At 69.7% G+C, this 8,166-nt stretch carries 8 protein-coding genes and 1 pseudogene; 8 read left to right on the top strand and 1 reads right to left on the bottom strand.

The annotated features are described in order from the left end of the window. The first annotated feature begins 803 nt into the window (after positions 1 to 803). The 8 genes and pseudogenes from rpmH (at position 804) to ACVGV0_RS23055 (ending at position 6,737) form a co-directional block, all read left to right on the top strand. On the top strand, positions 804 to 947 hold the full coding sequence (gene rpmH / locus ACVGV0_RS23090) for a 50S ribosomal protein L34 (RefSeq protein WP_459157784.1): 144 nt from the start codon (positions 804 to 806) through the stop codon (positions 945 to 947). Positions 948 to 956: 9 nt separating this feature from the next. Then, positions 957 to 1,385, top strand: a pseudogene (gene rnpA / locus ACVGV0_RS23085) (ribonuclease P protein component); the annotation flags it as partial. Between the two features lie 134 nt (positions 1,386 to 1,519). Continuing rightward, entirely contained in the window at positions 1,520 to 1,864 is a 345-nt protein-coding gene (gene yidD, locus ACVGV0_RS23080; protein WP_459157783.1) for a membrane protein insertion efficiency factor YidD, read from the top strand. A 6-nt stretch (positions 1,865 to 1,870) separates the two neighbouring features. Continuing rightward, on the top strand, positions 1,871 to 2,938 hold the full coding sequence (gene yidC / locus ACVGV0_RS23075) for a membrane protein insertase YidC (protein WP_459157782.1): 1,068 nt from the start codon (positions 1,871 to 1,873) through the stop codon (positions 2,936 to 2,938). A 37-nt stretch (positions 2,939 to 2,975) separates the two neighbouring features. After that, the gene (locus ACVGV0_RS23070; RefSeq protein WP_459157781.1) at positions 2,976 to 3,566 is read left to right on the top strand and encodes a Jag family protein; all 591 of its coding nucleotides are present in this window, start codon (positions 2,976 to 2,978) and stop codon (positions 3,564 to 3,566) included. A 470-nt stretch (positions 3,567 to 4,036) separates the two neighbouring features. Beyond that, the gene (rsmG, locus tag ACVGV0_RS23065; RefSeq protein ID WP_459157780.1) at positions 4,037 to 4,744 is read left to right on the top strand and encodes a 16S rRNA (guanine(527)-N(7))-methyltransferase RsmG; all 708 of its coding nucleotides are present in this window, start codon (positions 4,037 to 4,039) and stop codon (positions 4,742 to 4,744) included. A gap of 62 nt (positions 4,745 to 4,806) precedes the next feature. Continuing rightward, a complete protein-coding gene (locus ACVGV0_RS23060; protein WP_459157779.1) occupies positions 4,807 to 5,739 on the top strand; it encodes a ParA family protein in 933 nt (310 codons plus the stop codon). Then, on the top strand, positions 5,736 to 6,737 hold the full coding sequence (locus tag ACVGV0_RS23055; RefSeq protein WP_459157778.1) for a ParB/RepB/Spo0J family partition protein: 1,002 nt from the start codon (positions 5,736 to 5,738) through the stop codon (positions 6,735 to 6,737). The genes ACVGV0_RS23060 and ACVGV0_RS23055 overlap by 4 nt, the downstream gene beginning before the upstream one ends. 400 nt (positions 6,738 to 7,137) lie before the next feature. Here the strand turns inward: ACVGV0_RS23055 and ACVGV0_RS23050 are convergent, their stop codons facing one another. Next, positions 7,138 to 8,106, bottom strand: a complete 969-nt coding sequence (locus ACVGV0_RS23050; protein WP_459157777.1) for a D-alanine--D-alanine ligase family protein — start codon at positions 8,104 to 8,106, stop codon at positions 7,138 to 7,140. Positions 8,107 to 8,166 lie beyond the last annotated feature (60 nt).

Raw genomic sequence — 8,166 nt, 5'->3', positions numbered from 1 at the left:
CGCCGTACTCCCCTCCCCTCGCTCTCGCCCGTAGATCCCGGCAGTCCGCGGTCACCACCGTGGCTGCGCACCGCGCACAGGGCGGACAGCAGAAAAAAGGACAGCTCACGGCTGTCCACAGACTTGTCCACAACCACGTATGAAGGTACGGCAAAGCTCGACGGTGATCCCCCGGGGCCCCGCGGTCGCGCGGAGTGGATGAGGCGCCGGTCTCCCGCTCACCGGGCTACATCGTGGAGGCGCACGCTAACAACCGTCACCTGGGGCTCACAAGCGAACGCACGGGGGTCGCGAGGAGCTGGACGGAGGGCACGCGGACGCCCGGGCAGGGGCCGTACTGCTCATCCGCGGGAACTGCGCGGCGCTCGCGGTGTTGATCTTTACCCGGACGAGTGACAGCAGGAACGTCCGCGGATGCCGGTGCTCCGCACCGGTCGCTCGGCGCGGAGTCCGGTATTCTGGACGTCGGTTCGCGCTCGCGCGACCCGCCTCCCCCCGCCCGGATCCCAGAACCAGATCTCCGGCCCAGATCCCCGAACCGGATCTTCCGGACCAGGTCCCCAGGCCGGACGCCGGGACAGGCCCCCGGGAGCGGACCCCGGGTGCCGGTCGCGGCCGCGGACTCCGTATCCTCGGCCGAGCCCCAGTGTGCGGAGCGCATGCCGACGTCGCGCCGGTGCCCGATCGGGATCCGGTGCCCCGTCCGCCGGGCAAGGCGGCGTGGACCGCGGACCGGGGAACCTGACCAGATGGAGCGTGGCCCCTCGTGGCCATCGGCCCAGAAGTAACCGGGAGATCCGACCGTGAGCAAGGGCAAGCACACTTACCAGCCGAACAACCGCCGCCGGGCGCGGAAGCACGGTTTCCGGGCGCGCATGCACACCCGCGCCGGCCGGGCCATCGTGGCCGCGCGTCGCCGCAAGGGTCGCGCCCGCCTGACCGTCTGATCGAACAGCGTGCTTCCCGCAGCTGCCCGACTCACCTCCGGAGATGAATTCCGCTCAGTCGTGCGGCGGGGACGGCGGGCCGGACGGCCACGCCTCGTCGTGCACGCGCTCTTCCCGCGCGACGAGGAGCAGGACCGCTCCGGTGCGGCACCGGGCGGCGGCACGCCGTGCGGGAACACACCTGCATCCGAGGTGAGCAGCACACCCACCCGGGGATCGGTGGCGAGTCCGCCGGCCCGGGTGGGTTTTGTCGTCAGCAGATCCGTGGGCAACGCCGTCGTCCGGCACCGGGTGACACGTCGCCTGCGTCACCTGATGCGCAACCGCCTGCCCTCGCTGCCCGCTGGCACACTGGTGGTTGTCCGGGCACTCAAGCCGGCGGCGGACGCGTCCAGCGCGGAGCTGGGCACGGACCTCGACGCGGCCCTGCACAAAGTGCGGACCCGCGGCCGCGGCGGTCGGCGCCGGAACCACCGGCGCGCGGACGCGGACACGCGCACCGGCGCGGAGCAGTCATCGCCGGAGCGCGGCGGCACCGGGGAACGCCCCGGAACGGCGGCAGGTTGCGGAACATGAAGCGAGCAGGGGACGAGGAAGGCACCGCACGGGACGAGGCGGACGAGCAGGTGGCAACCCGCCCCGGTCCGCTCGCCCGGGTGCTGCTCCTCCCGGTGCACGTCTACCGCAAGGTGATCTCGCCCCTGCTGCCGCCGACCTGCCGCTTCTACCCCAGCTGCAGCGCCTACGCCGTCGAGGCGCTCACCGTGCACGGGGCGGTGCGCGGCGGGTGGCTGACGATCAGGCGACTGCTGCGCTGCGGCCCCTGGCACCCCGGCGGACTGGACTTCGTACCGCCCCGGCAAACACGCGACCGTTCCGAGAGCGTTCGTCACCCCCAGCCCCCGGTCGAGGAGTAAGAGCCCGTGCTGGACATCCTCTACTACCCGGTGTCGGCCATCCTGTGGTTCTGGCACAAGGTTTTCGGTTTCGTACTGGACCCGGCCAGCGGTCTCGCGTGGGCGCTGTCGGTCGTCTTCCTCGTGTTCACCCTGCGCGCGCTGCTGTTCAAGCCGTTCGTGCAGCAGGTGCGCTCGATGAAGAAGATGCAGGAGGTCGCCCCGCGGATCAAGGAGCTGCAGCGCAAGCACGGCGAGGACAAGCAGAAGCTCGCCATGGAGATGCAGAAGCTGCAGTCCGAGACGGGCTTCAACCCCATGGCCGGCTGCCTGCCGATCCTCGTGCAGGTCCCGGTGTTCTTCTCCCTGTTCCACGTGCTGCGCGGCTTCCGACCGGGCGCTGAGTCGAACTTCGTCTTCGGCCCGGACGGGGTGCGTTCGTTCGTCGAGGCGGACCTGTTCGGGGCGAAACTGGCGAACACGATCAGCCAGAGCCCGCAGGAACTCGCCGCCGTGGCCACCGACCGGCCCTCCATGCTGGCCGTGGGCGTTCCGCTGATGATCGTGGCCGCCGTCGCCACGCACATCACCGCCCGCCACTCCGTGGCGCGGCAGAACCCCGACCAGGCGCAGAACCCGCAGGCGGCGGTGATGAACCGGCTGATGCTGTGGGTGTTCCCGTTCTCGGCCCTCGTCGCCGGTTTCGTGCTGCCGCTGGCGATCCTGGTGTACTGGCTGGCGAACAACATCTGGACCCTCGGCCAGCAGTACCTCGTCTACAACCGGATCGACCGGGAGGAGGCCGAGCGGGCCGCAGCCGCCCCGGACGAAGCTCCGGCGGTGGTGGACGGCGCGGCCGAGAGCAGCGCGGAGACGGGGGAACCGAGCGGACAGGACGTGGCCGGCACCGCGGCGCGGGCGACCGCGACGGCGGAGGCTGCCGAGCTCGACGCGAGCGCGTCGCCGCAGACCTCCGCAGCGGCGCAGGAGGACCAGCACCCCGCGGCCGAAGCGGCGTCGGCGAACCAACCCGGTGAGATCCCCGGGGCAACCGAAGACAGTGCCCGCGACGCGGACAAACCAGGCAACTGGTGACCGCTCGCATCCTTCACCCCTGGAGAGGAGAGGTCCAGTGTCGGAAACCGTGCAGGAGTCGGACCAGGCCCCGTCCGTGGAGCAGGAGTCCGCATCGGAGCAGGACTCCGTGTCGGAGCAGAACCCGGAGACCGGCGCTTCCGCCGAGCAGGAGGACGCCGACGCCGACGACGTGCTCGTGCGGGAAGGTGACATCGCGGGGGACTACCTCGAACGTCTGCTCGACGTGCTCGACTACGACGGGGACATCGACCTCGACGTCGAGTCCGGGCGCGCCGTCGTGAGCATCGAAGGCGGCGACGACCTGGAACAGCTCGTCGGGGACCGCGGCCAGGTGCTCGAGTCGCTGCAGGAGCTGACCCGGCTGGCCGTGCAGCAGGAAACCGGCGTGCGCAGCCGGCTCATGCTCGACGTGGCGGGATGGCGCTCCCGGCGCCGCTCGGAACTCGTCGAGCTCGGCCGCAGCACGGCGGAATCCGTCCTCGAATCCGGCAAGGCGACGCGGCTGAGGCCGATGACCCCCTTCGAGCGCAAGATCGTGCACGACGCCGTCGCCGCCGTCGACGGGGTGCACAGCGAGAGCGAGGGGGAAGAGCCCCAGCGCAAGGTCGTCGTCTACCGGACCTGATGGAGATGGGTCGGGCTGTTCGTGCGCGGGCTCCCGCAGGAGAACCTCCGGTGGGCCCGGCTGCGATGTGGGGTGGGCGCTCGGGGTAGCTGGGAGCTTCGCGTCGAATGGATCGGCAGTTGGGCTCCGCTTCGCCACCGGCACGGCGAAACCCGGGCCGAGTGGTGCTGTCGTGGACAGCTCGTTCAGCAACCGTGCCACTGGCCGATGTGGAACAATACCTGCTTCCAGCTGAGCTGGCGTTTCCCCGGACCGCGGAAGGCGGCAGCATTCCTGACCCTCCTGGATGGGACCTCCTGCCCGGTCGGCGTGTCGGGTGGGTAGGCGGAACGATGTGGACCCCCTGGCTGGGATGATGTGAAGTCGTCCCAGCCAGGGGGTCTTTTCGTGTCGGCGGCCTCGCGGGCCGCGCCGGATCGGTCGACCGGCACAACGACACGTGACGTTTCACGTGAAACCACACGAGCGGGATGGGGACAGTGACGGCAGCGGAAGGAGCCTCGCAGGAGGTCACCCGGCGGGTGTTCGGCGATCGCGCCGAGCTCGCGGAGCGTTTCGTCGACATGCTCACCGAACAGGGTGTCCTTCGAGGCTTGATCGGACCACGCGAAATTGATCGACTCTGGGAACGGCATGTGTGGAATTCCGCGGTTCTCGCGGAGTTGCTCCCCCCGCGGAGCTGGGTGGTCGACGTAGGCTCTGGGGCGGGGCTGCCGGGTATCCCGTTGGCGCTCGCGCGTCCCGATCTGGAGATCACCTTGCTGGAGCCGATGGCACGGCGGGTCGACTGGTTGAGCGAGGTAGTCGCGGACTTGGCTCTCGAGACCACGGTCGTGCGGGGGCGTGCCGAGGAGAAAGCCGTCCGGGAACGGATGGCTGAGCAGGATGTTGCCACGGCGCGGGCCCTGGCACCGCTGGGGCGGCTGGCCCAGTGGTGCTTACCGTTGGTGCGATCCGGTGGCCGGGTGCTGGCTCTCAAAGGGGCGAGTGCCGGCGAGGAGCTCGAGCGGGACTCCTCGCAGATCCGGGCAGCCGGTGGTTCCGCAGGCCGGGTACTCACCTGCGGCGCCGATGTGCTCGACCAGCCGACAACGGTCGTCGAAATCGAGCGGACAGCCGAGGCGCCCCCGAAGAAGCGCCGCGGTCGGAGTCGGAGCAGGAAGGATCGAGGACGGTGAATCGGGAGACGGACGAGACAGGCCGTGTTTCACGTGAAACGAAGGGCCGTGCGGTCGGGGGGATGCGCTTCCCCGGGACGTCGGAGAGCGGCACGGGTCTGCCCGCGGAGGACTTCGACATCGGGTGGACCCCCATCATGGAAGAAGCGCAACGTGCGACGCGGGTCCTGCATCCGGAGACGTTGGATCTCCCCCGGCCTGCACATCGACGGATCATCACCGTGGCCAACCAGAAAGGCGGCGTCGGGAAGACGACGAGCACGGTGAATCTCGCTGCCGGGTTGGCCATCCACGGACTGAACGTGCTCGTGATCGACCTGGACCCGCAGGGGAACGCCAGCACCGCGCTCGGGGTGGAGCACCGCGCGGGTGTTCCCTCGGTGTACGAGGTCTTGCTCGGGGAGAACACCGTGGCGGACGCGGCGGCGCAGAGCCAGCAGGCGACGACCCTGCACTGCGTCCCCGCCACGATCGACCTCGCCGGCTCGGAGATCGAGCTCGTGACGATGGTGGCCCGGGAGAGCCGCCTGAAGCAGGCCCTCGAATCGCGGGCCGTCGAGGAGATGGCGCCGGACTACATCCTCATCGACTGCCCGCCCTCGCTCGGCTTGCTCACGGTGAACGCGCTCGTCGCGGCGCACGAGGTGCTCATCCCCATCCAGTGCGAGTACTACGCCTTGGAGGGGCTGGGACAGCTCCTCAACAACATCGAGCTCGTGCAGTCGCATCTCAACCCGGCGTTGTGGGTCTCGACGGTGCTGCTCACGATGTACGACGGTCGGACGAAGTTGGCCGACCAGGTGGCCTCGGAAGTGCGCGAGTACTTCGGTGACCGCGCGCTGCGGACCGTCATTCCCCGCAGCGTGAAGATCTCCGAAGCCCCCGGGTTCGGCCAGACCGTGCTGAGCTACGACCCCGGTTCACGTGGGTCGATGAGTTACCTGGATGCCGCGCGGGAGATCGCTGAGCGGGACGTGACGAAGGAGACGGCATGACGGAACGTCGAGGCGGTCTGGGGCGGGGCCTCGCCGCGTTGATTCCGAGTGCACCGGAAGAAGACCCGGAGTCGACGACCGAGGAGGCGGCCGCCTCGAGCAGTGCCGGTGGCGCCGCTGTTGCCACCACTCCCCCGGCTCCGGCCGAACAGGCCGATGTTTCACGTGAAACCGCACCGGCCGAGCCCGCCGGTGCGGTCTACCGCGAAGTGCCGATCGAGGCGATCACTCCGAATCCGCGGCAGCCGCGGCAGGTCTTCGACGAGGACGCGTTGGCTGAGCTGGAGCACTCGATCCGCGAGTTCGGGCTGCTCCAGCCGATCGTCGTGCGGGATCGCGGCGATGGCAGCTACGAGCTCATCATGGGGGAACGACGCTGGCGTGCCGGTCAGCAGGCAGGCGTCGGTACCCTCCCGGCGATCGTGCGAACTACGCAGGACGACGCTCTGCTGCGGGACGCGCTGCTGGAGAACATCCACCGGGTGCAGCTCAATCCGTTGGAAGAGGCTTCGGCCTATCAGCAGCTCCTGAACGAGTTCGATGTGACACACGACGAGCTGGCCGAACGCATCGGGCGGAGCCGCCCGGTCATCACGAACACGATCCGCCTGCTGCGGTTGCCCGTGGCGGTCCAGCGCCGGGTGGCCGCCGGTGTGCTCTCCGCCGGGCATGCGCGTGCCCTTCTGACGCTGGAAGACCCCGAGGCCCAGGAAGAGCTCGCCACGCGGATCATCGCCGAGGGGTTGTCCGTGCGAGGTGCCGAAGAAGCGGTCACCCTCGCCAAGCGCGAGAACTCGGAGAAGGAGCAGAAGGCGCCGAAGAAGGCGGAGCCCGATGCCGAGTTCGATGCTCTCGCTACCCGCCTCTCGGACCGTCTCGACACGCGCGTGAAGGTGGAGCGGGGCAAGCGGAAGGGCCGCATCGTCGTTGAGTTCGGCTCGAGCGATGACCTCAGCCGGATCTTGACTCTCCTCGAAGGTCAGCGTGATGAAAATTGATCGACTTGAGGGTTCCACCCATTTCGTCACGGTGACGATCTTTGCTCGCGAGAACGATCCCGGGTGACTGCGCCGGCTCGGCGGCCGTGCTCGGCCGCGCCGGTCCGCCAGGCGAGCGGCGCAGCCCCTTCCTCGCCACGCATCCGGAGTGCCCCGCCGCGGGTTCTCCGGCATCGCCTCGCGAGGGCAGCCCCGGCGGTGCTGCGTGGGCAGCGGGGTGTCCCCCGTGGAAGGTGCCGTGGTTTCACGTGAAACCGCGATACCGAGAAGTCATAACCCCTCCTCCATCAAGAACGGCCCGGCGCTTCCGCCGGGCCGTCCTCATGAGGCCATTGCTCCTCGGCGCTCGCCGGGGCGAGCGTGACGTTCCGCACCGGTGAGCGGAACGGGCTGGGTCCTCTCAAGCCTGGTGCAGAGCGCTTCCGGAGCGCGCGATGGCCCGTTCGATGCTCGTGCTGAAGACCTCCCCGAGCGAGCGCTCGGCGGACTCCACCGCCATCGGCGTGAGCGAGGTTTCGGTCAGCCCCGGGGAGACGTTCACCTCGAGGAAGTGCGGCGTGCCGGTCGCGTCCACGATCATGTCGGTCCGCGAGATGTCCCGGAGCCCGAGCAGGCGGTGCGCTGCTGTGGCGAGTTCCCCGGCCGCTTCCGCCGCCGGATCGGGCAGCTGCGCCGGCGTGCTGTACTCGGTCAGACCGGCGGTGTAGCGCGCCGTGTAGTCGTACACCCCGGAGGCCGGCTCGATGCCCACCGGGGGGAGTGCCTGCGGCCCCTCCGGTCCGTCGAGGACGGTCACGGCGATTTCGGTGCCGGTGATGAGCTGCTCCACGAGCACGGCATCGCCGTACGACAGTGCCGACATCATCGCCGCAGGCAGGTCGGCGGCTTCGCGCACCACCTGGGCCCCCAGGGCGGAACCGCCCTTGTCGGGCTTGAGCATGAGCGGTAGGCCGAGTTTCGCGACGAGCGCGTCGAGCACGTCCTGCGCGCCCAACTCGCGGAAGGTGGAATGCGGCAGCACGGCCCACGCGGGCGTCGTCAGCCCGGCGCGGGCGAGTTCGGCCTTCGCGGTGGGCTTGTCCCAGGCGCGGCGGCACGCCTGCGGGGCTGTGCCCACGTACGGGATGCCGAGCAGGTCGAGGACGGTCTGCACGGATCCGTTCTCTCCCTCTCCCCCGTGCAGCGCGATGATCACCGCGTCGGGGCGCTCCTGCCGCAGGCGGGGGAGCAGCTGGTCATCGGCGTCCCACTCGGACACGGTCATGCCGACCGAACGCAGCGCCGCGGACAGGCGCCGCCCGGAGCGCAGTGAGACGTCCCGCTCGTGGGACAGACCACCGGCCAGTACGGACACCCAGCGTTCGGACACGTGATTCTCCTCGTCTCGGTCGGTGTTGCCCGTCTGCAAGGGACATAAAAATCCACTGTG

It is taken from the genome of Salinifilum ghardaiensis, assembly GCF_054491345.1.
Note: the sequence above shows the minus strand (reverse complement) of the source record. Positions and strands in the feature narration are given on the sequence as shown.

Coding starts and splice junctions, on each gene's coding strand:
- ACVGV0_RS23055 (WP_459157778.1), top strand. CDS start 5,736: ATGACGGAACGTCGAGGCGGTCTGGGGCGGGGCCTCGCCGCGTTGATT.
- yidD (WP_459157783.1), top strand. CDS start 1,520: ATGAAGCGAGCAGGGGACGAGGAAGGCACCGCACGGGACGAGGCGGAC.
- ACVGV0_RS23060 (WP_459157779.1), top strand. CDS start 4,807: ATGCGCTTCCCCGGGACGTCGGAGAGCGGCACGGGTCTGCCCGCGGAG.
- rsmG (WP_459157780.1), top strand. CDS start 4,037: ATGGGGACAGTGACGGCAGCGGAAGGAGCCTCGCAGGAGGTCACCCGG.